The organism is Pseudomonas idahonensis (genome assembly GCF_037903935.1).
Lineage (GTDB): Bacteria > Pseudomonadota > Gammaproteobacteria > Pseudomonadales > Pseudomonadaceae > Aquipseudomonas > Aquipseudomonas danubii.
The window spans coordinates 5,405,675-5,429,948 of record NZ_CP149586.1; the positions used below are offsets into that span (position 1 = coordinate 5,405,675).

Annotated in this window: 19 protein-coding genes; 14 read left to right on the forward strand and 5 right to left on the reverse strand. The window is 63.1% G+C overall.

The genetic code is table 11. The features are described from left to right. Window positions 1-22: 22 nt before the first annotated feature. Both WIN67_RS24345 and WIN67_RS24350 read left to right on the forward strand, forming a co-directional pair. Window positions 23-595 carry a PadR family transcriptional regulator gene (locus tag WIN67_RS24345; protein WP_339070132.1) on the forward strand — a complete coding sequence of 191 codons (573 nt, stop codon included), beginning with the start codon at window positions 23-25 and terminating at the stop codon, window positions 593-595. Further along, complete coding sequence (locus tag WIN67_RS24350; RefSeq protein ID WP_110651357.1) at window positions 592-1,377, forward strand: siderophore-interacting protein; 786 nt, start codon at window positions 592-594, stop codon at window positions 1,375-1,377. Before WIN67_RS24345 ends, WIN67_RS24350 begins: the two co-directional genes overlap by 4 nt. 162 nt (window positions 1,378-1,539) lie before the next feature. Here the strand turns inward: WIN67_RS24350 and WIN67_RS24355 are convergent, their stop codons facing one another. Both WIN67_RS24355 and WIN67_RS24360 read right to left on the reverse strand, forming a co-directional pair. Continuing rightward, window positions 1,540-2,208: a Pr6Pr family membrane protein gene (locus tag WIN67_RS24355; protein ID WP_110651355.1), complete on the reverse strand. Its 669-nt coding sequence runs from the start codon at window positions 2,206-2,208 to the stop codon at window positions 1,540-1,542. An 8-nt stretch (window positions 2,209-2,216) separates the two neighbouring features. Beyond that, the gene (locus WIN67_RS24360) at window positions 2,217-2,447 is read right to left on the reverse strand and encodes a VF530 family DNA-binding protein (protein ID WP_019093117.1); all 231 of its coding nucleotides are present in this window, start codon (window positions 2,445-2,447) and stop codon (window positions 2,217-2,219) included. A gap of 265 nt (window positions 2,448-2,712) precedes the next feature. On the opposite strand from WIN67_RS24360, the gene WIN67_RS24365 reads away from it, so the two are divergent. Further along, on the forward strand, window positions 2,713-4,752 hold the full coding sequence (locus WIN67_RS24365; protein ID WP_339070133.1) for a TonB-dependent receptor: 2,040 nt from the start codon (window positions 2,713-2,715) through the stop codon (window positions 4,750-4,752). Window positions 4,753-4,818: 66 nt separating this feature from the next. Here WIN67_RS24365 and WIN67_RS24370 read toward each other — a convergent pair whose 3' ends face one another. Beyond that, a complete protein-coding gene (locus WIN67_RS24370) occupies window positions 4,819-6,207 on the reverse strand; it encodes a PLP-dependent aminotransferase family protein (RefSeq protein ID WP_339070134.1) in 1,389 nt (462 codons plus the stop codon). A 310-nt stretch (window positions 6,208-6,517) separates the two neighbouring features. Here WIN67_RS24370 and WIN67_RS24375 point away from each other — a divergent pair, with 310 nt between their 5' ends. From WIN67_RS24375 to WIN67_RS24400, 6 genes are all read left to right on the forward strand, one after another. Continuing rightward, window positions 6,518-7,720: a benzoate/H(+) symporter BenE family transporter gene (locus WIN67_RS24375; protein WP_339070135.1), complete on the forward strand. Its 1,203-nt coding sequence runs from the start codon at window positions 6,518-6,520 to the stop codon at window positions 7,718-7,720. A gap of 227 nt (window positions 7,721-7,947) precedes the next feature. Beyond that, a complete protein-coding gene (locus WIN67_RS24380; RefSeq protein ID WP_339070136.1) occupies window positions 7,948-9,321 on the forward strand; it encodes a carbohydrate porin in 1,374 nt (457 codons plus the stop codon). 117 nt (window positions 9,322-9,438) lie between these two features. Next, window positions 9,439-11,859 (forward strand): glucose/quinate/shikimate family membrane-bound PQQ-dependent dehydrogenase, encoded by a 2,421-nt coding sequence (locus tag WIN67_RS24385; RefSeq protein WP_339070137.1) that lies wholly within the window; start codon window positions 9,439-9,441, stop codon window positions 11,857-11,859. Window positions 11,860-13,266: 1,407 nt separating this feature from the next. Further along, on the forward strand, window positions 13,267-13,527 hold the full coding sequence (locus WIN67_RS24390) for a hypothetical protein (RefSeq protein WP_015636855.1): 261 nt from the start codon (window positions 13,267-13,269) through the stop codon (window positions 13,525-13,527). A gap of 229 nt (window positions 13,528-13,756) precedes the next feature. Next, window positions 13,757-14,050, forward strand: coding sequence for a hypothetical protein (locus tag WIN67_RS24395; RefSeq protein ID WP_110597117.1), 294 nt, complete (start codon window positions 13,757-13,759; stop codon window positions 14,048-14,050). 104 nt (window positions 14,051-14,154) lie between these two features. After that, window positions 14,155-14,802, forward strand: a complete 648-nt coding sequence (locus WIN67_RS24400; protein ID WP_339070138.1) for a carboxypeptidase-like regulatory domain-containing protein — start codon at window positions 14,155-14,157, stop codon at window positions 14,800-14,802. Here the strand turns inward: WIN67_RS24400 and WIN67_RS24405 are convergent. Then, complete coding sequence (locus WIN67_RS24405; protein WP_110597119.1) at window positions 14,780-16,438, reverse strand: ATP-binding response regulator; 1,659 nt, start codon at window positions 16,436-16,438, stop codon at window positions 14,780-14,782. The two genes, WIN67_RS24400 and WIN67_RS24405, sit on opposite strands and share 23 nt — an antisense overlap. Before the next feature lie 146 nt (window positions 16,439-16,584). Between WIN67_RS24405 and WIN67_RS24410 the strand changes: the two genes are divergently transcribed. Further along, window positions 16,585-17,202: a LuxR C-terminal-related transcriptional regulator gene (locus WIN67_RS24410; RefSeq protein ID WP_102860431.1), complete on the forward strand. Its 618-nt coding sequence runs from the start codon at window positions 16,585-16,587 to the stop codon at window positions 17,200-17,202. Window positions 17,203-17,406: 204 nt separating this feature from the next. Then, entirely contained in the window at window positions 17,407-17,838 is a 432-nt protein-coding gene (locus WIN67_RS24415) for a hypothetical protein (RefSeq protein WP_102880785.1), read from the forward strand. A 46-nt stretch (window positions 17,839-17,884) separates the two neighbouring features. On the opposite strand, the gene WIN67_RS24420 is transcribed toward WIN67_RS24415, so the two are convergent. Next, a complete protein-coding gene (locus WIN67_RS24420) occupies window positions 17,885-20,227 on the reverse strand; it encodes a putative bifunctional diguanylate cyclase/phosphodiesterase (RefSeq protein ID WP_339070139.1) in 2,343 nt (780 codons plus the stop codon). 403 nt (window positions 20,228-20,630) lie between these two features. On the opposite strand from WIN67_RS24420, the gene lon reads away from it, so the two are divergent. The 3 genes from lon (at window position 20,631) to WIN67_RS24435 (ending at window position 24,241) form a co-directional block, all read left to right on the forward strand. Further along, window positions 20,631-23,051 (forward strand): endopeptidase La, encoded by a 2,421-nt coding sequence (lon, locus tag WIN67_RS24425; RefSeq protein ID WP_102880787.1) that lies wholly within the window; start codon window positions 20,631-20,633, stop codon window positions 23,049-23,051. Window positions 23,052-23,211: 160 nt separating this feature from the next. Beyond that, entirely contained in the window at window positions 23,212-23,604 is a 393-nt protein-coding gene (locus tag WIN67_RS24430) for a protease inhibitor I42 family protein (protein ID WP_102860427.1), read from the forward strand. A 1-nt stretch (window position 23,605) separates the two neighbouring features. Further along, on the forward strand, window positions 23,606-24,241 hold the full coding sequence (locus tag WIN67_RS24435) for a lysoplasmalogenase (RefSeq protein ID WP_339070140.1): 636 nt from the start codon (window positions 23,606-23,608) through the stop codon (window positions 24,239-24,241). The last annotated feature ends 33 nt before the right edge of the window (window positions 24,242-24,274 follow it).

Sequence of the window (24,274 nt, forward strand, 5' to 3'; positions counted from 1 at the left end):
AACCGAACAGGAGAAAGAGAAAATGAGAGAGCCCCCTCACCACCGCGAACAGGGTGACGGCCACGACAGTTTCGAGCGCCGTCCCGCTCGCGAACGCGGCGGCCGCGGCCCCCGGGTGTTTGCCCCCGGCGACTTGAAGTTGCTGCTGCTGGCGTTGATCGCCGAGCAGCCCTGCCACGGCTACGACCTGATCCGCCAGATCGAAGGCATGTTCGACGGCGCCTACAGCCCGAGCCCCGGTGTGATCTACCCGACCCTGACTTTTCTGGAAGAAAGCGAAATGATCCAGGGCGACGCCGAAGGCGGAAAAAAGCGCTACAGCGTCACCGACGCCGGTCGTCTTTCCCTTCAGGAGCAGGCCATTGCCCTGGACGGCGTGCACATGCGCATCGAGGTCAGCAAGCGCTCCCTGCGCGGCCACGACCGCCCTGCAGAAATCCATGAGGCGGTGCACAACCTGCGCCACGCCCTGCAAATGCACCATGGGCGCTGGAGCCCGGAAGAAATCCTCCGGGTGCGTGACCTGCTGAACAACACCGCCAAGGCCATTGTCGATGGTCCTGTCAGCCACACTGCCCAGGAGAAATACGAATGACTGCAACCCCAGAGCCATCCATTCACCGGGTCATGCACGAGATCAAGCGCCGGCGCCTGGAAGTCTTGCGCGTCGTCGACCTGACCCCGCGCATGCGCCGCATCACCCTCGGCGGGCCTGAGCTGGCCGGTTTTATCAGCCTGGGCAGCGACGACCATGTAAAGCTGCTGTTCCCGCAGAACGCCGAACAGCAAGCCGCCCTGGAAACCCTGGTGCTGGGCCCGGGCAAGGACAGCGGACCGATGCCCGCCATGCGCGACTACACCCCGCGCCGCTACGACCTGGAACAGGGCGAACTGGACATCGACTTCGTGCTCCATGGCGACGGCCCCGCTTCGACCTGGGCCGAGCAGGCCAAGCCGGGGCAGTACCTGCACATCGGCGGCCCGCGGGGGTCGATGATCGTGCCGGACATCTTCGACAGCTACTTGTTGATCGGCGATGAAACGGCCCTGCCCGCCATAGCCCGACGCCTGGAAGAACTGCCGGCCGGACGCCGGGTATTGGCGGTGATCGAGGTTCAGGATCGAGCGGAGCGCCAGGCACTGCATAGCGCCGCCGAGGTCGAGGTGATCTGGGTGGAGCGTGATGGCGGCGCGCAGGACCTGATCAGCACTGTGCGTCAGTTGCAGGTCCCGCAAGGCAAGCTGTATGCCTGGGTGGCCACCGAGAGCAAGGTTTCGCGCCAGGTTCGTCGGGTGTTGCTGGATGAGCACCGGCTCGACGACGAATTCGTCAAGGCTGCCGGTTACTGGCGCCTGGACGGCAGCGAAGCAGAATAACCCCGCCTCACGGTAGGAACTGGCACGCCAGCGAAGGCGATCTCAAGGCCCCCTTCGCCGGCAAGCCGGCTCCTACGGAGTGACCGGGAATGCATTTCCCTTGTAGGAGCGGGCTTGCCAGCGAAAGCGGTCTCAAGGACCCCGTCGCCGGCAAGCCGGGGCCTACCGGGGTGGCGCCGGGCGCTTGCCCAGCCAGCGATCCAGGCCCAGCAACAACAACGACACCAGGACGAATCCCGCCAATATGCCCAGGGCATTGAGCAGCACTTGGGGATAGCCGAGCTTGTCCACGGCGATAAAAGGATAGGGGTACAGCCCCAGCACATTCCCGCGCAAGAGCAGATAGGCGAAATACAGTATCGGATAAAGCATCCATAAGCCGACGTGCCTCAGCCGCAGCCCACCCTTGGGCACACAGCACCACCAGTAGATCAGGAACAGCACCGGCATCACGTCGTGCAGCAACTCATCCGCCAGCCATTGCCAGCCCTGGGGATGCCACAGATGACGCAACAGCAGGCTGTAAGCCAACCCCACCAGGACAATGCTCGCCGCTACCGCGCCACTGACCGCCGGATGCAGCATGAACGCCTGCCCCCGGGAAATCCGCAGATTCAGGGCACAGGTCAGCACACTGGCCACCAAGGTATTGCTGAGCACGGTGAAGAAGCTGAAGAAGTTCACCAGCCCACCCAGCAGGCTGGCCCCGGCCTCCCAGCGCAACAACAGAATCAGGTACAGCTGAACCGTCAGCCCCAGCCAACCCAGCACTGCGGCAATGGCGATCAGCCCGCGTCGGCTGAGCAGCCCCTGCAGCGATACACCGGCCATGGAATTCCTCAGAGCGGACGCTTGGTGCGCTGCAACTTCACGTAGAGCTTCTCGACCTTTTCTCGTGCCCAGGGCGTCTTGCGCAGGAAGGTCAGGCTCGACTTGATGCTCGGGTCACTTTTGAAGCAACGGATATCGATGCGCTCGGCCAACCCCGACCATTCGTAGTGTTCCACCAGCGCCTTGAGGATCTGTTCCAGGGTTACGCCATGCAGCGGGTCGGTGTGGGTGTCGGTCATGCCAGGCCTTTGCGGGAAGAAAATAGGGAAAGCCGCGCACCTTAGCCGAGGGCATGCGCCCGCGCCAGAGCGCTGTTTTAACTGTAGCCGCCGTAGACAACCACGGCGATTGAGCATGAGAAGCAAAAAGTTCCTGGCTTTTCGCGATAAAAGAGATGTTATATTGTATCAATCAATAACAACTCACCCGCATCCTGGGCACCCCCGTGTCCTGCCTGTTTTCTGACTCAAAGCGCGCTGCGCAACGCTTGCCAAGGAATGACCGATGTCCCTTTCAGTCCCTCGCCCTTCCCGCTCTTTACTGTGGCGCCTGTCGCCGCTGTCCGCCGCCTTGCTGATTGCCTCCCAGGCCCAGGCCCTGGATTTGCCCCAGCAAGTCATCACCGCCAATCCTCTGGGCAGCACTGAGCTGGCCGCCCCCACCACCGTGCTGGAAGGCGATCAACTGACCCTGCAACAGAAAGGCAGCCTCGGTGAAACCCTGAACAAACAGCCGGGTGTGTCTTCGTCCTACTTCGGTCCCGGTGCCAGCCGCCCGGTGATTCGTGGCCTGGACGGTGACCGCATCCGCATCCTGCAAAATGGCGTCGGTGCCCTGGATGCCTCGTCGCTGTCCTACGACCACGCCGTGCCTCTGGACCCGGTCAACGTTGAACGCATCGAAATCGTTCGTGGCCCGGCAGCCTTGCTGTACGGCGGCAACGCCATTGGCGGGGTCATCAACAGCTTCGACAACCGCATTCCCACCGAAGCCATCGAGGGTATTCACGGGGCCGGTGAACTGCGCTACGGCGGCGCCGACACCACCCGCAGCAGCGCCGGAAAACTGGAAGCCGGCGACGGCACCTTCGCCCTGCACCTGGACGCCAACTCCCGGCAGTTCAATGACCTGAAGATTCCCGGCTACGCCCGCAGCCGCCACGCGCCAGCGAGCGAAGATGGCGACGGCAAGAAAGGCCGCCTGGGCAACAGCGACGGACGCCAGGACGGCGGCGCCATCGGCGGCTCCTACACCTGGGACGACGGTTATGCCGGCCTGTCCTACAGCAACTACGACTCCAACTACGGCTCCCCCGCCGAAGACGACGTGCGTATCCGCATGAAGCAGGATCATTACGCCTTTGCCTCGGAGCTGCGTAACCTGCAGGGCCCGTTCAGCTCGCTCAAGTTCAACGCCGGCTACACCGACTATGAACACCGGGAGATCGAAGGCGGTGAAACTGGCACCACCTTCAAGAACAAGGGCTACGAGGCGCGGGTCGAGGCCCGGCACCTGCCCATCGGCCCGCTGGAAGGCGTGGTCGGCGCCCAGGTCAATCGCAACGAGTTTTCCGCCCTGGGTGAAGAAGCCTTCGTGCCAAAGACCGATACCAACAGCGGCGCCCTGTTCATTCTTGAAGAACTGCAAGCCACCGAGCGCCTGAAACTCAGCCTCGGCGGGCGCCTGGAACACACCACCGTGGACCCGGACGGCAAAGGCAACGAGCGTTTTGCCCAGGCCGACAAGTCCAGCAGCTTCACTGCCGGCAGCCTGTCCTCCGGCGCGGTCTATACCCTGACGCCGGTCTGGTCCCTGGCCGCCACCCTGGGCTACACCGAACGCGCCCCGACCTTCTATGAGCTGTATGCCAACGGCGCCCACGTCGCCACCGGCACCTATGAGCTGGGCAACGCCAAGCTGTCCAAGGAAAAGGCCGTGTCCAGCGACCTGGCCCTGCGCTTCGACAACGGCACCCACAAAGGCAGCGTCGGGGTGTTCTACAGCCACTTCTCCAACTACATCGGCTTGCTGGGCACGGGCCGGACCCTCAACGATGAAGGCGAAGAAGAGGCAGGCGGAATTCCGGAATACTCCTACAGCGGAGTACGAGCACGCTTCACCGGGATCGAAGCCCAGGATCGCTGGAGCCTGGGAGAAAGCGCCTACGGCAAGTTCGCCCTGGATCTGTCCGGCGACTACACCCGGGCCAAGAACCTCGACAATGGCCAGTACCTGCCACGCATTGCCCCGCTGCGTCTGAACAGCGGCCTGCTCTGGGAACTGGATCGCTGGCAGGCGCGCCTGGATGTGCAGCATGCCGCCGGCCAGGGCCGAGTGCCGGACCACGAAAGCAGCACCGATGGCTACACCACCTTTGGCGCCAGTGCCGGTTATCGCTTCGATATTGGCCGTAGCCAGTGGCTGGCCTTCGTCAAGGGCGAGAACCTGACCAACCAGACCGTGCGCTACGCCAGCTCGATCCTGCGGGATATCGCGCCGGCCGCCGGACGCAGTGTGGAAGTGGGGTTGCGTACTACCTTTTAAACCGTTCGCCGGCAAGCCGGCTCCTACAGATCTGTGTAGGAGCCGGCTTGCCGGCGAAAGCGGTTCTCAGCAATAACGCCGCGGATCAGCCTCGATCAAACTGGCCAACTGAGTCAGGGCAAAACGCAACTCGTCCTGGGTCGTCGGCGACATCAGCACCACCCGCACGCAACAAGAACTGGCGCCACGCTCCACCTGGAACTGGCTGCCGCTCATCACCAGCACGCCATTGGCTCGGGCCAGGGTGGCGAACTCATCGCCAGTCCAGGGCTCCGGCAAGGTCAGCCACAGGTGATAGCTGTGGGGCTGAGTCTGAATCTCCAAGCCGGCAAACACCTCCCGGGCAATCGCCTGACGCGCCGCCGCTTCGTTGCGCTGGGTCTGCACCAGCTTGCGGTCCAATCCCTCGACAATCACGTTGCTGGCCAATTGCGCGGTCAGCGGCGAGGGCATCCACACACTGCTGCGGACCATCGAGCTCAGGCGCGACAGCAACTTCGGCGGGCTGTAGAGATAGCCCACGCGCAACGCCGGCATGATCGCCTTGGACAGGCTGGTGAGGTACACCGAACGCTGCGGCGCATAGCTGGAAAGCGGTTTGATCGACGGATCGGTGGCGAGAAAGCCGTAGATATCATCGTCGATGATCAAAAAGTCGAACTCTTCGGCAATCGCCGCAATCTGCGCCCGACGCTGGGGTGACATGATCGCCGTGGTGGGGTTCTGGCAGCTGGCGACGCACACCAGCAGCGCCGGTTTTTCCCGCAGGCACTGCTCGCGCAAGGCCTCGGGAATCACCCCCTGCTCGTCCATCGCCACGCCCCGCAGGCGCCGCTCCAGGCCGTGGGCCACGGAGATGATGCCCGGGTAGGTCAAGGATTCGCAGAGCAGCAGATCGCCGGCATTGCTCAAGGCGCTGATGGCCACCATCAACCCGTGCTGGGCACCGGCAGTCATCACCACCTGCTGCCAATGGGCTTCGGGCAGGGAATGGCGCAGCCACTGGGCACCGGCTTCACGATGGGCCGGATGACCACCGTCGGGGGCGTAGTCCAGGGCACGACCGAAATCGCTGCTGCGGGCCATGCCCACCAACGCGCCGCGCAACCAGTACTCCAGGGTTTCGCTGTAAGGCTTGATGATCGACAGATCCAGGGCTTCGGACTGCCCCAGGGACAGCGACGGTGCACTGGAACCTTCCGGCAACACCAGCGGCGGCTGCGCCAGCACATAAGTGCCGCGCCCGACTTCGCCCTGCACCAGCCCGCGCCGCTGAGCTTCGCTGTAGGCGCGGCTGATGGTGCCGGGGGTGACATTGAGGGTCACCGCCAGCTCGCGCAAGGTCGGCAAGCGGTCACCGTCGTTCAACAGGCCGCTGCTGATATCCCGCGCCAAGGCGTCGGCAATGGACAGGTAGACCGGCTGATTGAACTCGCTTAACTGGGGAACCCACATGGAGGCTGATCACCATCGGCTGCATTGAAGTGGGCCGGAGCATATCACAGGCCTGCACTCGCCTTTAACATCGACTCAATCGAGCTATTGATTCGATCATCAGGCAAATGAAATAACCGCAAGCGACTCGAACACTTTATTCATGATCAAGATAAATACTTATAAATCAATAATTTACACACAAACCCAAAAGACCCCTGGCAAATCCTTCTTGAGAAACAATTGAATCGATCCAATTTATTGAAATACACTCAGCCAGCACCAACCCAATCGACTCAATTTTTCTCTCACCCACGCCAGTCGAGATGCCATGCACAGTCTCAGCAAGGACCTGTCCCTCTCCGCCGTGATCGCCGGCCTGATCGCCGTGATCATTTCCTACGCCGGCCCCTTGATCATCGTGTTCCAGGCTGCCCGCGAAGCCCACTTGCCCAGTGACCAGGTGTCGTCCTGGATCTGGGCCATCTCCATCGGCAGCGGCCTCACCGGCCTGCTGCTGAGCTGGCGCCTGAAGGTGCCGGTGATCACCGCCTGGTCAACGCCCGGCGCAGCGCTGCTGGTGTCGATGCTGCCCACGGTGTCGCTGCCCCAGGCCATCGGTGCCTATATAGTCGCCTCGCTGATCATTGCCGTGGTCGGGCTGTCCGGGGCCTTCGACAAGCTCATGAGCCGCCTGCCCAAGGCCATTGCCGCGGCCATGCTGGCGGGGATCCTGTTCCGCTTTGGCGCCGAGCTGTTCACTTCGGTCACCCTGCAACCGGCCCTGGTGCTGGCGATGATCGCGGCCTATCTGCTGGGCAAACGTTTCTCGCCACGCTACGCGATCCTGGCAGTGCTGCTGGTGGGCTGCGCCGTGGCCGCCGGCCTCGGCAATTTCAACGGCGGCTCCATCACCCTGGCACTGGCCAAACCGATCTTCATCGCCCCCGAGTGGAACTGGCACGCCATCGTCAACATCGGCCTGCCCCTGGCCCTGGTGACCCTGACCGGGCAATACGTGCCGGGCATGGCGGTGATGCGCAGCGCCGGCTACACCACCCCGGCGCGCTCGATCGTGTCCTGGACCGCCATCACTTCGGCGCTGCTGGCCCCCTTCGGTTCCCATGGCATCAACCTCGCGGCCATCACCGCCGCCATCTGCACCGGTCGCGAAGCCCACGAAGACAAGGACAAACGCTACATCGCCGGGATCGCCTGTGGCCTGTTCTACATCCTCATGGGGATTTTCGGCGCGACCCTGGCCTCGGTGTTCGCCGCCCTGCCCAAGGAGCTGATCGCGGCCCTGGCCGGCCTGGCCCTGTTCGGCGCCATCAGCGCCGGGCTCAGCGGCGCCATGGCCGATGAGAAACAGCGTGAAGCCGCGCTGATCACCTTCCTGGTCACAGCCTCAGGCATGAGTTTTCTCGGCCTGGCCGCCGCGTTCTGGGGGTTGATCTTCGGCCTGGTGGCGCACTTCGCCCTGAGCTACACCCGGCAGAAACAATCCCTCGCCGGGGCCACCGCCCCGCGCTGAACCTGCCCGGGCCCGGTGACTGTTACCGAATCCGAAACGGTTCATGTCAATAAAAGCGCTTTCTCTTGATGAGACGGCGCTTTATCCTTAGCCCCCTAATAAAGCTGAACCGTTTCATCTTTCCCTTTGAAATCAGTGGCCTGCCGTCCTCGATCAACCCGTATCGATGCCACGTGCCGCGCCCTTGCTTCTGCCTATTCCTAGAAAAAGACCTGACTCGAATGCCTATGCCTACTTTTCAGCGCCTAAAAGACAGCGCTGTCCTGACTCCCGTTGCCCTGCCCAAGACCCTGAGCCTGCTCGGCGCCCTGGGGTTTGCCGCCTGCGCCCAGGCCGCACCGGCCTTCGACAGCGACTCACCGTGGATGCTCGGCGACTGGAATGGCGCGCGCACGGAACTGGCGAACAAGGGCTACGACTTCAAGGTCGACTACGTCGGCGAAATGGGCGCCAACCTGCATGGCGGCTACGACCATGACCGCACCGCGCGCTACAGCGACCAGTTCGCCTTTGGCAGCCACCTGGACCTGCAGAAGATCCTTGGCTGGGATGACGCCGAGTTCCAACTGACCGTGACCAAGCGCGACGGCGACAACATCAGCAACGACCGGATCAACGATCCACGGGTCGGCGGCTTCACCTCGGCCCAGGAAGTCTGGGGCCGTGGCCAGACCTGGCGCCTGACGCAGATGTGGTACCAGCAGAAATTCTTCGACCAGAAGCTCGACATCAAGGCCGGCCGCTTCGGCCAGGGCGAAGACTTCAACAGCTTCCCCTGCGACTTCCAGAACCTGGCGTTCTGCGGCTCCCAGGTGGGCAACTGGGCTGGCAGCGTCTGGTACAACTGGCCAGTCAGCCAGTGGGCGCTGCGGGTCAAATACCACCTGACTCCAGAGGTCTACGCACAGATCGGCGCCTATGAACAGAACCCGTCGAACCTGGACCGCGACAACGGCTTCAAGCTCAGCGGCAGTGGCACCCAGGGCACCCTGTTGCCGGTGGAGTTGGTGTGGACACCCAAGCTCAACGGCCTGGCCGGTGAGTACCGCGCCGGCTACTACTACAGCAGCGCCAAGGCCAGCGACGTGTACAAGGACAGCAACGGCCAGAGTGCGGCCCTGAGCGGCGAAGCCTACCGCAGCAGCTCGAGCAAGCACGGCCTGTGGTTCGGCGCGCAACAGCAAGTCACCAGCTTGGCCGGCGACCATTCCCGCGGCCTGAGCCTGTTCGCCAACGTCACCGCCCATGACAAGAAGACCAACGCCATCGACAACTACGTCCAGGCTGGTTTGGTCTACAAGGGCCTGTTCGATGCCCGGGCCAAGGACGACATCGGCTTTGCCCTGGCCCGGGTCCACGTCAACCCGGCGTACCGCAAGAACGCCCAGGCCCGCAACCAGGCCCGCGCGATCTACGCCTACGACAACCCCGGCTACCTGCCGCCCCAGGACACCGAGTACAGCGCCGAGCTGTACTACGGCGTGCACCTGGCCAACTGGCTGACCGTGCGCCCCAACCTGCAGTACATCCGTCATCCAGGTGGTGTCAGCCAGGTGGACGACGCGCTGATCGGCGGGATCAAGATCCAGAGTTCGTTCTAAAGCCGCGAGGCAAAAAACGACGCCATTCACAGTTTTCAGCTGAACCAAGCCCGCGCCTGATCGTCATCTACAGTGAACAAGCGCGGGAACACTCTTAACGTCACGGAGAACCACACTATGAGCACTGAGGGTGCTTCAAGTCCGAGCCGCCGGCTGCCAAGCCTGCTCGGAGTCTTGCTGCTGCTAATGGGCCTGGCCTTGCTGGCCGGGGGGATCAAGCTGAGCATGCTCGGCGGCTCGCTGTACTACGTCCTGGCCGGTATCGGCCTGACGCTGACCGGCCTTCTGCTGCTGGCCGGCAAACGCGCCGCGCTAGGCCTTTATGCTTTGGTACTGTTCGCCAGTACCCTCTGGTCGCTGTGGGAAATCGGCCTGGACTGGTGGCAACTGGTGCCACGTCTGTCCCTGTGGTTCGCCCTGGGCGTGGTCCTGCTGCTGCCCTGGTTCCGTCGTCCGCTGCTGCGCGATGGCCCGGCTCCGATCGGCACCGCGGCCTTGAGCGTGGCCGTGGTCCTGGCCGGTGGCGCCGCCATTGGCAGCCAGTTCACCAACCCTGGGGAAATCTCCGGCGACCTGGGCCGCGACAGCACCGACATGGCCAGCACTGCACCGGCCATGGCTGATGGTGACTGGCAGGCCTACGGTCGCACCGAGTTCGGCGACCGCTACTCGCCGCTGAAACAGATCACCCCGGCCAACATCGGCAAGCTGCAGGAAGCCTGGCGCATCCGCACTGGCGACATGCCGACCGCCAAGGACCCGGTGGAGATCACCAACCAGAACACCCCGCTGAAGGTCAACGGCAAGCTCTATGCCTGCACCGCCCACAGCCAGGTGCTGGCTCTGGACCCGGATACCGGCAAGGAAATCTGGCGCTTCGACCCGCAGATCCAGGGCCCCAACGGCGACGACTTCCGTGGCTGGGCGCACATGACCTGCCGTGGCGTGTCGTACTACGACGAAGCCAACTTCAAGAACGCCGACGCCATCAGCCAGCCGGCCACCCTGTCCCCGGCGGGCCAGGCCATCGCCGCCAGCTGCCCGCGTCGCCTGTTCCTGCCTACCGCCGATGCGCGCCTGATCGCCATCAACGCCGACACCGGCAAAGTCTGTGAAGACTTCGGCAACAAAGGCGCCGTGGACCTCAAGGCCGGTATCGGCCCGTTCACTCCGGGTGGCTACTACTCCACCTCGCCGGCCGCCATCACCCGCAACCTGGTGATCATCGGCGGTCACGTCACCGACAACGAATCGACCAACGAGCCGTCCGGCGTGATCCGCGCCTTCGACGCGCACGACGGTCACCTGGTGTGGAACTGGGATTCGGGCAACCCCGACGAAACCGCTCCCCTGCCAGAAGGCCAGACCTACACCCGCAACTCGCCGAACATGTGGTCCCTGGCCAGCGTCGACGAGAAACTGGGCATGGTCTACCTGCCACTGGGCAACCAGATGCCTGACCAATGGGGCGGCAACCGCACCGCAGGCGCCGAGAAATTCAGCGCCGGCACCGTGGCCCTGGACATCGACACCGGCAAGCTGCGCTGGAACTACCAGTTCACCCACCACGACCTGTGGGACATGGACGTGGGCAGCCAGCCGACCCTGCTCGACATGAAGACCGCGGACGGCGTCAAGCCGGCGCTGATCCAGCCGACCAAGCAAGGCAGCCTGTACGTACTGGACCGTCGCGACGGCACCCCGATCGTGCCGATCCGTGAAGTACCGGCCCCGACCGGCGCTGTCGAAGGCGACCACACCGCACCGACCCAGGCCCGTTCGGACCTGAACCTGCTGCCGCCGCCACTGGACGAGAAAGCCATGTGGGGCGCCACGCCGTTCGACCAGATGCTGTGCCGCATCCAGTTCAAGGAACTGCGCTATGAAGGTCAGTACACCCCGCCGTCGGTGCAGGGCAGCCTGATCTACCCGGGTAACGTCGGCGTGTTCAACTGGGGCAGCGTCTCGCTGGACCCGGTGCGCCAGTTGCTGTTCACCAGCCCGAACTACATGGCCTTCGTTTCCAAGCTGGTGCCGCGCGCCGAAGTCGCCGCCGACAGCAAGCGCGAAAGCGAAACCTCGGGCGTGCAACCCAACACGGGCGCGCCTTACGCGGTGATCATGCACCCGTTCATGTCGCCTCTGGGCGTACCTTGCCAAGCACCGGCCTGGGGCTACGTGGCCGGTATCGACCTGACCACCAACAAAGTGGTGTGGAAGCACAAGAACGGCACCAGCCGCGACAGCTCGCCGATCCCGATCGGCCTGCCAATCGGCGTGCCGAGCATGGGCGGCTCCATGGTCACCGGCGGTGGCGTGGGCTTCCTCAGCGGCACCCTGGACCAGTACATCCGCGCCTATGACGTGAAAAACGGCAAGGAACTGTGGAAATCCCGCCTGCCAGCGGGCGGCCAGGCCACGCCGATGAGCTACACCGGCAAGGACGGCCAGCAGTACGTCCTGGTGGTCGTGGGCGGCCACGGCTCCCTGGGCACCAAGATGGGCGACTACATCATTGCCTACAAACTGGCGGAATAAGCTTTACCGGCAGGCATGAAAAAGGCGGCTACCTGGGGGTAGCCGCCTTTTTTTGTGTTCAGGGTAGAGGGGATGGTGTGTATATCCGTTGCTGCGGGGGTGGCCATTTGTGGTTGCGCTTTTACAGCGGGGGTTGGGGTACATATCCGGTGCCGCGGGTGTGGCGGCTGGCGGTTCCGCTCTTACAGTGGGGTTTGGGTACATATCCGGTGCTGCGGGTGTGGCTACTGGCGGTTCCGCTCTTACAGCGGGGGTTGGGGACATATCCATTCCTGCGGGTGCGACTACTTAAGGTTCCGCTCTTACAGCGGCTCACTTTTGAAGAGCGCAAAAGTAAGCAAAACGCTCTGCCCCTCCACTCGGTGCCTCGCCTAGGCTCGGCATGCCCGAACTCCGGCATTGATCCGTGGGCCGCCGCCACCGGCCATCCATGGCCGGGTGGCGGCTAACCCGGCATCCCTGCCGGGTTACCCACGGATCAATGCCTGCGTTCGGCCATCGTGGTTAACGGGGCTAACAGATCAAGATCAAAAGCCACAGCAAGAGCAAGACGGCGGCCTGCCGGCCGGCCTTGTTTCATTTCTCCTTCACAGGGCGACGTTGCTCTTGGCATAGCCGAAGGTCCTGCGGACCTCTTCGCAGCTTCGCAGGCTCAGCAGCGGCTACAGAACGCACATACTCTGTAGCCGCTGCCGAAGGCTGCGTACGGCTCCGCAGGAGACGCTAAACCTGCCTCCCCGATATTCCTGACATATCGCGTCGCCTGGTTTCGCAGCCTTCGGCAGCGGCTACAAAGAGCCGGCCTGCGCACCTTGGCTTTGGCTTTGGCTTTGGCTTTGGCTTTTGATCTTGATCTTGATCTTCCGGCCCCTTCCCTGCCGGCCGAGCGTAGGCGTTGCGTAGGGGGCAGCTCGGCAAGGATGCCGAGCCAGCCGCCCTGACCGCAGCAACGGATATGTACACAAAAAGATCCCGGTTTTACGACTAGCTTCCCCACCGTTCAAGACCAAACCCTCCCCCCCTTCCCCTCAAACCGCGATCACCGAAAATTCCTACAACTCGCGTCCAATTGCATCACCTTGTCCCTCCAAGGCGATGCCCTTAAGGTCTGGGGGTCATTGCAAATTCAGTGACAGGGGTGTGGAAGCCCCTATATCGTTAGGCGCGCAAAGCACCAGCAACCGTCAGGCATGTTTGTAGCCTGCACTTTATGGTGGCTGTGCGCGGGGCACTCTTGAGTGCGCCGGGTGCCTAACGTCCCGGTCTTCCACACCTGCGTACAGCCGCCACCTAATTACGTGGAAGTGATTTTTGGCGACTCCGACTCATACGTTAGGAAGCAGACCAATGAAGAAAATCACACCCGATCCACCCATCGATACAGTGGATAAAAACGTGGAGCACTAAATGCCCCTCACCAGCAACGACTACAACATCCCCGCCCTGCTGGTGGACACCCAGGCCCCGCTGGACGCCCTCCACGAAGCCGCCGCCCACCGCATCCGCGCGGCCACCCAGTTGCTGGAAAACATCGCCAGCCACGACAACCTGCAGAGCAATCCCGCCCTGCTCCAGGACTTCGCCCAGCTGTGCGTCATCCCCCTGCGCGACGGCTGCGACCTGCTCGATGTGCTGGGCCGGCGCCTGCAGGAACAACTGCTCACCTGACCCCTGATCCGGGCCCGGCTCACCCCGCCGGGCCCACCAAGCCGCCCTGATCACCGCCCCCTGCGCCCCGTAATTGCAAAGCGACATTAGCCCATTTGTGCTAATCGACCCTCCCCCAGGCCGGGGCTATAGTGCCGAGCAACCACCCGCTCTCCTCCAACACCGCCGTTCTGCGGTGTCGGGAGCGGCTGCGCCGTTGAAAACACAACAACACCAAGGAAGATTCATCATGAAACTCCAGTCCAGCCTCCGCCCCTTCGCCCTGATCAGCGCCCTGGCCCTCACCTTGGGCGGTTGCGCCATTGCCAAACCGAGCAACGACGACCTCAAGAACCGCGCCCAGATCACCATTGGCAAACCCGTGTCCACTGTCTCGAACGTGCGTAGCGACGCGTCCCAGACCTACTTCACCGCCAACACCAGCAACGGCGGATACGAGTGTGTATTGCCCAGCGGCGGCATGGTCGCCTTCGCCACCATGGGCGGCGCAGTAGCGCTCCCCGCCCAGTGCACCAAGCAGTAAGCCGGCAGTCCCCGACTACCCAGGTTCGCGGCGACCACCGGCCACTGCGCCATGGCAGGGCTGTGTCGCGCGAACACTGCAACCTCTGCAAAGGTTCTGAACCCATGAACTCCCGCTTATTCATGGTGGCAGGCACAGTCCTGCTCGCCTGTGCCTTGAGTGCCTGCGCGCCGCGCCAGGGACGAACCCTGGACGAATACCCGCCGGTAAAAATCCCCACCGTGCAGTACCCCACCGTCCCCTTCGATACCCAGGCCGCGCGCGCCGCCCTGCAACCCGGCAACGCAACGCTCACCGGCAAGTTCTGCATCGTCGGCAACGACGGCATCGAGAACAGTGGCAATGTGGAGATCTATCTCTACCCGGTCACCCCGCACTTGCAGGCCTGGCATGACTTGCGCAGGTCCCAGCCCGAGGGCGCGCCGGTGAGCATGACCCCCGAGGCCGTGGCCGTGCACCGGGTGACCCGGACCGACGGCAACGGCATCTTCCAGTTCACGGGGCTGCAACCGGGCCGCTACTTCGTCCAGGGCCAAGACATGGTGTACGGCACCAGCCGCTGGAATGAGTACGTGGGCACCGGCCAGAGCAACACCAACTACGGGCCGGTGACCACCCACTACTACACCGAGCGCAGTTCGATCTCTTCGTACTCAGGGATGCTGGATGACTTCGTCGAACTCGCCAGTGGCGAGAACAAGAAGCTGACCATGACCAACTACCCCCTGCTTATCCCGTGCCGGACCTGGTAGCCGCCTCTTGCGTCACGGCCCTGTGACTGGACGCCAGCGGCGTCTCGCGCAGGGCCCGCAAGGTGCCCCGCAGTTCCACCGGACGCACCGGCTTGGAGAGGATGGCGATGTTGCGGTCGTGCAGGGCGGCGTGGATTTTCTCGAGGTCGTGTCCGGTGATGATCAAGGCTGGTACTTCCCAACCCCGTTGTTGGCGGATGCTGTCGATGCATTCGATACCCGAGGCGCGGGTGCCCAGGTCATAGTCGGCGACGATAATGTCGCAATCGGTCAGTAGATTCTCCCCGCTCGATTCGGCCTGGACCACACAGCCCCAGCGCTCCAGCAACGCCGAGGTGGCCAGCAGGACGTTACGATCATCTTCCACCAGACAAACTCGCAACCCGGTCAGCAAGCCGCTCTGCACCGCTTCGTCACGGCTGTGCAAACGCTGCGGCGCGGCCAATACCAAGCCATGCAGGCTGACGGTAGTACCGTGATCGACCCGCGAACGAATCGTCACCTGCAGGTCGGTCATCTGCCCCAGGCGCTTGACGATGGACAGGCCCAGGCCAACGCCTTCGACGTCCTTGTCGCGCACCTGGCGGACCCGGTAGAACTCATCGAAGATCTTTGGCAGATGCTCCTCGGCGATGCCTCGGCCCTGGTCATAAATGACAATGGCCAGGCCCTGGCCACGACGGCGCACACCGATCAGCACCGGCCGTTCTGCGGCGTACTTGAAGCAGTTGGACAGCACGTTCTGCACCATGGTCGCCAACAGCCCCGGATCAACCCGCACCCAGTAACTGCAGGGGCGCAAGCGCAGTTCGACCCGCGCCCAGCGCGCCGCTTCGGCGTTCTGGCGCACCAGATCCCGCAGTAACTCCCCCAGGTGCACGGTTTCGTACTTGGGCTGCACGCGTCCGTTGTCCAGGGTGTAAAGGTCGAGGATCGAACGGAACAACTGCGACACGTTGAGCAGCGAACGGTCGATGTTGTCCACCAGCCGCCGCTCTTCGCCCCCCAGGTTGGCCTCGCGCAGGCAAGCAGTGAACAGGCCGATGGAGTGGATCGGCTGGCGCAGGTCGTGGCTGGCCTGGGCCAGGAACCGGGACTTTTCCAGGTTGGCGGCAATCGCCTCTTCCGAAGCCAGACGGGTGCGCTTGAGCAGGATGTGGGCGTACACCGGAATCACCGTGCTGGTGATCATCAGCATCAGCACCATGTAGGGCTGGGCCTGCCAATACGGGGTCAGCAGATAGACCATGAACAGCGCAAACAGCGCCAGCACGGTGGCAATGGCCAGGTAGCGCGAGCCAAAACGCATGCCATTGCCCAGGTTCACCCAGACCATCACCGCATAAATCGGTAGCGCCCCCTCGCCGCCTACCACCAAGCCGTAACAGGTGCCGGTGTAGTCGTAGACCATGCCCAGGATACGCCGCGCCGGGTAATGCCCGGGCCAGCGGGCAATGGCCATGCGCAGCAGGATCGAACCCAACATGAACAGGGCAATGTAGATCATCACCGGCACATAAGGGTCGACCTGCTGCCCCGGGAGAAAGCCGATCACGGTAAACCAGACCAGGGCGCACCCGGCCACGATAATCCGCAGGGTGGCCTGGTCGAGTTCGCTGTCCTTCTCAACGTTCATGCAATCACCTCCTTGTGCAATCTGTGTTGCCGTGGTCTTTTGCCGCTCGGCAATACCGCGTATCGAACACGACCAGCGGCCAGTTACAACGCCGCGCGTCAAGTTAGCATGCGCGCAGGACTGGATGTTTCAAGGAGTTTCACGACATGACATGCCGGATTATCGTCGCCGACGACCACCCGCTATTCCGCGAGGGCATGCTGCGCACCCTCCAGCGCCTGCTGCCCGACGCCCTGCTCGAAGAGGCTGGCGACCTGGCGGCGGTACTGGCCCTGGCCCTGACCGGCGAGGAGCCGGACTCGCTGATTCTGGACCTGCGTTTCCCCGGATTGACCTCGGTCAGCCTGATTGCCGACCTGCGCCGACAGCTGCCCCGAACCTCGCTCATCGTGGTATCGATGGTGGACAACCAGGACCTGATCGGCGAAGTCATGGCCGCTGGTGCCGACGGTTTTATCGGCAAGAGCATCAGCCCGGAGGAGATCGGCCAGGCAATCCAGGCCATTCGCCAGGGCGAAGTGGTGGTCAAGTACGCACCTTCCGGCTTGCTGCTGCCCCTGGATGCCGGCGCCGAGATCAGCCAGCTAACCACCCGCCAGCAAGAAGTGCTGCGCCTGATCGCCCAGGGCAAGACCAACAAGGAAATTGCCCGGGAGCTGGATATCTCGCCGTTCACCGTTCGCATCCATGTCTCGTCCCTGCTGCACACCCTGAAGGTGCCCTCACGGGCAGCGGCTGCGGTGAAGTTCGCCGGGGCCTGGTAACCCGGGACAGGCTCGCGCACCCATGCCAGAGAGTCGTCTCCGGCGCTGCACCGGCTGTTTGCCCCGGTTGCACCTTTAACGCTGGGAAGCTTGGCGCAAATGAGGCAGCATCGGTCCTGGCACGCCTGTATAAACGCCATGGCATTGGGCGGCACGCCAGGAACAGCGTGCTGGCGCGGCCGCCCCACGCAGGAGAAAAACATCATGAATACGGATGAACGTGATGAACTATTTGATCGGTTGCACCACTGGTTCGGTGACTCGGAAGCCACCAACTGGAACGAATACACCACCGAACAGGTGGCCAAGGGCGTGCTTCACGCCTTTACCCCGGCGCAATGGCAACGGCTCGGCGAGACACTGCTGTCCCGGCCCGAGTACTGGCAGCACCGCTGCGCCGTCTCCCTGGGCGAGTTGCGAACGGCACCGGCCATCGCCTTGTTGAAACGCCTGCTGGCAGACTCGCCTTACCTGGATGTACGGGTCATGGCGGTCTATGAGCTGGACTGGGCGCAAGCTGCCATCGAGCAGCGCTATGCGCCCTGTATCCTGGAAATCATGGACAACCTCAGTGAAGAAGGCATCGAGCCGGAGCTGCACAGCCTGCTGACCAAGGCCGAGTCGGCCACCCTCTGAAAGCCCCAACCCTGGATGCCGGCTCCCCGCCGGCCATCCAGCCCCTTCAGCTGGACACCCGAGACTTCAACATCCAATGCTCGAAGGCCTCGGCGGGCAACGGCCGGCTGATCAGGTAACCCTGGACCGTGTCGCAGCCCCAGCTTTCCAGCAGTTTCAGGCAATGCTCGAACTCCACCCCTTCGGCCACCACCTTGAGCCCCAGCTTGTGACTCATTTCGATGGTTGAGCGCACGATCACCGCATCACCGCTGGTTTCGTCCAGGTTGCGGATAAAGGACTGGTCGATCTTCAACTCCTGCACCGGTAGACGCTGCAACTGGGCCAGGGATGAATAGCCGGTGCCAAAATCATCCACCGACAGACTGATGCCGCAGCCACGCAAGCGCTGCAGCACCGCCAGCGACTGTTCCGGATGGCGCATGATGGCGCTCTCGGTGATCTCGAACACCAGTTGCTCAGCGGCCACCTGATAGCGCTCCAGGCACTGGCTGACCCGGACTTCCAGGCCGTCGTCCTCCAGGTCGCTGGCGGAGATGTTCAGCGACAGGCGCACGGGAAAAGCCCGGCGGTTCCACTCCGCCAACTGGCGAATGCAAGCCTCGATGACCCAGGACGTCAGGCTGTGCATGCTGCCGGTGCGCTCGGCCAGGGGAATGAACTCCGCCGGCGACACCACACCAAATACCGGATGCCGCCAACGCAGCAGGGCTTCGGCCTGGTGCAGGTAATCCCGGCGCAGATCCAGCTTGGGCTGATACAGCAGGAACAGCTCGCCATCGGCGGCGGCGCGACGCAGGTCACGGATCAGGCTGATCTGGCGCTGATGAGCCAGGTCGCGGTCTTGCTGGTAGACCTGCAGGTAACCGGGGTTGAGCGCTGCGTCGTGGCGGGCGATCGCGGCACGGCTGATCAGCTCTTCGGCGGACTTGCCGTCGGCGGGATACACCGCCATGCCCATGCAGATCTGGCGCCGTACCTCATCCCCCTGAATCAGCTGGGGTCGGCTCAACAGGTCATGGAGGCGGTCGGCCATGGCAATGGCGCCATCGAGCTCGGTGTTTTCCAGCAGCAGGAGGAACTCGCTGGCGGTGATCCGCGCCGCGGTATCGCCCTGGGACAGCACATCACGCAGCCGCCGGCTCAGTTCCCCCATCATCTGCTCCAGCCCTTCATTGCCAAAGCCTTCGTTGATCGCCCGATAGTTGTCGATCCCCAGGTACAGCAACACCACGTTGCGCCGGGCAGCGATGGCCTGGCTCAGGCGCTCGATGGCCAGGGCCCGATTGGGCAGCCCGGTCAGAGGATCATGCAGGGCGTTGTGGGCCAGTTGCCGCTCACGGGTGGCAATGGCGCTCTGCATGGCGTTGAAGGCATCCGCCAGCACACCGAACTCGTCGCTGCGCTTGATGGCCACCGTGGCCTGATAGTTGCCGGCACCGATACGTCGGGCAGCCTGGGCCAGGTCTTCCAGGGGCCGCGAAACCCGCCGAGCCATCAACAGGGCAAAGACCAGGGAAATCACCAGCGCCACCATGGCGATCCACAGGAACTCCCGGTCCAGTGGCGCAAAGGCTTGCAGTGCCTGTTCCAGGGGGCTCTGCAACAAGACCATGACCCGTGGATCGTGGGCATCCCCGGTATTGGCCAGTTGCAGTGCCTGGTTGAGAAAGCGTTGGCCATGGGTTTCGCTCATCTGCGGCAGGGACTGCCACAACGAGTCACGCAGGACATTGATGATCGGCGACCAGAAGAACTCCGGCTGGGTGCTGAACAACTCTCCGGGGTGCTCGCCGTCAACGGTCAGGAATGAGACTTCCAGGTTGCTCATGGAACGCAGTTCCCGGGCGAACAGCTCATCCATGGGAAAGCCCATCACCACCCGGGCAACGGGCAGCGAATCCAGCACTTCACCTTGCACCAACAGATAGGGGCGGCCTTTGATCGCAACGAACAGCATGTGAGTGTCGTGCCGCTGCGCTCGGCGCAACGCCCGGTCATAGGGAAACGGCTGCCCCCTGGCAATGTCCGCCAGCGTACTGGCGATTACCCGTCCCTCGGGACTGAGCACGAACATCTCGCTGGAACGAATACCCCCACGGTACTGCGCCAGGGACGCGAGGATGTCCACCGGCTTGCCGCTGACCACAGCGCGGTGAAACTCCGAATCCACCACCAGCCAGTCGATACCGTATTGCAGATTGCGGCCCCGCAGGTCGAGCAGGCGCTCGAACACGCGAGTGCCGATCTTCAATTGCAATTGCGCCTGCTTCTCCACTGCGTGAGTAGTGGCGGTCTTCACCGCAAAGTACACCGCGCCAATCAGCACCAACAGCAACAGCGCCAGCACCCCGACAATCCTTGCCTGAAAGGTTCGGCGCCACTTCATAGGGCTGCTCTCATCCACTCCGATCGCCCGCCGGGCCGGAAAAGCACCTGCGCGGGTGACGGCCGCCGGGAGCTGAAAAATCCGTTCTTCATACCCATCCCTCTAAGAAGCCGAATGCGCGCGTCAAATAAATGCCGATTTCACTCCGACATTCCGGACACTCAGATTAATCCTCAAACTGTAGAAGATCACGCAATAAAACAGGTGACATCCAAGTCATTTTATTGACATTTGATGTCCGTCAACGCCGTCCAATACGTCCACAGCGTCCACACCACACGTCTGGACAGAGCCTCAACGGACAGTTGAGGGCCGCTCGGAAAAAAGCTGAAACCAGTTTCCCATTGAAACCCGTCTCGACCTGCCCCATCTAACCTGCATAGCCCATCGCGCAGGAGCCTTCATGAGCGACCAGCAAGCATTTCCCGAAGATCCACGTGAGTACCTCGATCCGGAAAATACCGAACAGCCCAGTGCCCATGGCACCGGCCTGGCCCTGCCCGGGCAGAATCTGCCGGACAAGGTCTACATCATGCCGATTCACAATCGTCCCTTCTTCCCGGCGCAGGTGCTGCCGGTGATTGTCAACGAAGAACCCTGGGCCGAAACCCTGGAGCTGGTAAGCCAATCCGACCACCACTCCCTGGCCCTGTTTTTCATGGATACCCCCCAGGAAGACCCGCGCCACTTCGATACATCCGCGTTGCCGGAGTACGGCACCCTGGTCAAGGTCCACCACGCCAGCCGCGAGAACGGCAAGCTGCAATTCGTCGCCCAGGGCCTGACCCGGGTACGCATCCGCACCTGGCTCAAACACCACCGGCCGCCCTACCTGGTGGAAGTCGAATACCCGCACCAGCCCAGCGAACCCACCGACGAGGTCAAGGCCTACGGCATGGCGCTGATCAACGCGATCAAGGAGCTGCTGCCCCTCAATCCGCTGTACAGCGAAGAACTGAAGAACTACCTCAACCGCTTCAGCCCCAACGACCCTTCGCCCCTGACCGACTTCGCCGCCGCCCTGACTTCCGCCACCGGCAACGAGTTGCAGGAGGTGCTGGACTGCGTGCCGATGCTCAAGCGCATGGAGAAAGTCCTGCCGATGCTGCGCAAGGAAGTCGAGGTCGCGCGCCTGCAGAAAGAGATCTCCGCCGAGGTCAACCGCAAGATCGGCGAGCACCAGCGCGAATTCTTCCTCAAGGAACAGCTCAAGGTGATCCAGCAGGAGCTGGGACTGACCAAGGATGACCGCAGCGCCGACCTGGAACAGTTCGAGCAGCGACTGAGCGGCAAGGTCCTGCCGGCCCAGGCGCAGAAGCGCATCACCGAGGAAATGAACAAGCTGTCGATCCTCGAAACCGGCTCGCCGGAATACGCCGTGACCCGCAACTACCTGGAATGGGCCACCGCTGTGCCCTGGGGCGTCTACGGCGAGGACAAGCTCGACCTCAAGCACGCGCGCAAAGTGCTCGACCAGCACCACGCCGGGCTCGATGACATCAAGACCCGCATCCTCGAATTCCTCGCGGTGGGCGCCTACAAGGGCGAGATCAGCGGCTCCATCGTACTGCTGGTAGGCCCGCCGGGCGTGGGCAAGACCAGTGTCGGCAAGTCCATTGCCGAATCCCTGGGGCGGCCGTTCTATCGCTTCAGTGTCGGCGGCATGCGCGACGAAGCCGAGATCAAGGGGCACCGCCGTACCTACATCGGCGCCCAGCCGGGCAAGCTGGTGCAGGCCCTCAAGGAAGTGGAGGTGATGAACCCGGTGATCATGCTCGACGAGATCGACAAGATGGGCCAGAGCTACCAGGGCGACCCGGCCTCAGCCCTGCTGGAGACCCTCGATCCGGAGCAGAACGTCGACTTCCTCGACCATTACCTGGACCTGCGCATGGACCTGTCCAAGGTGTTGTTCGTGTGCACCGCCAACACCCTGGACTCGATCCCCGGGCCGCTGCTCGACCGCATGGAAGTGATTCGCCTGTCGGGTTACATCACCGAGGAAAAACTCGCCATCGCCAAGCGCCACCTGTGGCCCAAGCAGTTGACGAAAGCCGGTGTAGCCAAGAGCAGCCTGAGCATCAGCGACAGTGCCCTGCGCGCCGTGATCGACAGTTACGCCCGGGAAGCCGGGGTGCGCCAACTGGAGAAACAACTGGGCAAACTGGTGCGCAAAGCGGTGGTCAAGCTGCTGGACGAGCCGGATGCAAACATCAAGATCGGGCCCAAGGACCTGGAGGCCTCCCTGGGCATGCCGGTGTTCCGCAACGAGCAGGTCCTGAGTGGCACCGGAGTCATCACCGGCCTGGCCTGGACCAGCATGGGCGGCGCGACCCTGCCCATCGAGGCGACGCGGATTCATACCCACAACCGTGGTTTCAAGCTCACCGGTCAGTTGGGGGATGTGATGAAAGAGTCGGCAGAGATCGCCTACAGCTACGTCAGTTCGCACCTCAAGCAGTTCGGCGGCGACAGCAAGTTCTTCGACGAAGCCTTCGTCCACCTGCACGTTCCTGAAGGTGCCACGCCCAAGGATGGCCCGAGTGCCGGGGTGACCATGGCCAGCGCCCTGCTGTCCCTGGCACGCAACCAGCCGCCGAAAAAAGGCGTGGCCATGACCGGCGAGCTGACCCTCACCGGCCACGTGCTGCCCATTGGCGGGGTGCGGGAGAAAGTCATCGCGGCGCGGCGCCAGAAGATCTTTGAGCTGATCCTGCCGGAGCCCAACCGCGGGCATTTCGAGGAACTGCCGGACTACCTCAAGGAAGGCATCACCGTGCATTTCGCCAAGCGTTTTGCCGACGTGGCCAAGGTACTGTTCTAAATCCCTTCGCCGGCAAGCCGGCTCCTACAGGTTGTCCCTTGTAGGAGCCGGCGTGCCGGCGAACAGGCCATAAGCGCCAACCTCCGTCCCCCGACCCACACCGACCATCATCTTCAGTTATGCTCGCCGTTCGTCACGAATGATCGGAGCTTCCTGACCCATGTCCGCACCTCGCCTGCTTGCCCTGCTCAGCCTCGCCCTGCTGGCCGCCTGCGCCAGCCAGCCCAAGCAAAACGTCACCGTGGAAAACCAGAGCCAATGCCCCCTGCAATTGCACAACGGGCAAACCCTGACCCTGACCCTGCCCAGCAATCCCACCACGGGCTATCGCTGGGCAATCCAGGATTCGGCCGGCGGCATCCTGCGCAAGGTCAGCCCCGAGGTCTACAGCAATCCCGAGAACACCGGTCTGGTGGGCAGCGGTGGTCAATCCACCTGGCGTTTCCAGGCGTTCGCCAGCGGCCAGGGCCGACTGCTGCTGACCTATCAGCAACCCTGGGCACCGGAAGAAGCACCGGTAAAAGCCTTCGACTGCTCGATCACGGTCAACTGACATGGGCTGGCTGATTCTTGCGCTAATGGGCGCCGCCGCCTTCATCTACGGGATCAGCGTGCACGCCACGTTGCTCTGCCTGTTGGTCAAGCCGTTGCCGGTACTGGCCCTGCTGGGCTGGTTGCACGATGCGCCGCCGGGGGACTATCGCCGCTGGATCGCCATTGGCCTGTTGTTCTCAGTGCTGGGGGACGTGCTGTTGGCCTGGCCTTCGGACCTGTTCGTGTTCGGCCTCGGGGCGTTTCTGGTGGCGCACCTGGCCTACCTCAAGGCCTATCTCTGCGACTGTCGGCGCCTGGCGCTGTTGCCGATGGTGGTGGCACTGGCCATTGGCGCGGGGCTGTTGAGCATCCTGATTTCCCACGGCCTGGGCCCGCTGCTGATCCCGGTGATCGTCTACGCCCTGACCATCAGCGCCATGCTCTGGCGCGCCCTGGCACGCCTGGGCTCGACAGTGCCTGCGCGCTCGGCGGCCCTGGCCGCGGTGGGCGCCTTGAGCTTTGCCTTCTCCGACAGCCTGATTGGCATCAGCCGCTTCGTGGTGGCCTTCGATGCCGCGCCCTACTTGATCATCATTTTCTACTGGCTGGGCCAGTGGGGTATCGCCGCTTCGGCGTTCAGCCAGAAGCCGCGCTGACCTACCTTCGCCGACAGGCCGGTCCCTACAATC